Raw genomic sequence first — 252 nt, 5'->3', positions numbered from 1 at the left:
CTTGAACTTCTGGGTAAACCCGGAATCGGTTTATGGTTCGATAGCTGGGTTGGTGCCCTTGAGCCAGCCACATCATCCGAACACTGTCTAAAAGGAGTCCTTCAATTTTTCTTCCGGAGAAAACGGACTGGGAGTAGGCGCATAAAATAATTTTCATCATCATACGTGGATGATAGGCAGGGCAGCCGGTCTTTCGCAAGAAAGACTCGAATGCTTCTTGGGGAATCTGTTCTACGAGATCATGTACCGCGT

1 protein-coding gene is annotated in these 252 nt (G+C 47.6%); it reads right to left on the bottom strand.

Annotation, left to right across the window (positions count from 1 at the left end):
• Positions 1–252 (bottom strand): transposase (locus tag ACQCT8_RS19100; RefSeq protein WP_426873707.1); only part of this gene is annotated, 252 nt, incomplete at both ends.

It is taken from the genome of Jeotgalibacillus proteolyticus, from assembly GCF_050107735.1.
GTDB lineage: Bacteria > Bacillota > Bacilli > Bacillales > Jeotgalibacillaceae > Jeotgalibacillus > Jeotgalibacillus proteolyticus_A.
Note: the sequence above shows the minus strand (reverse complement) of the source record. Positions and strands in the feature narration are given on the sequence as shown.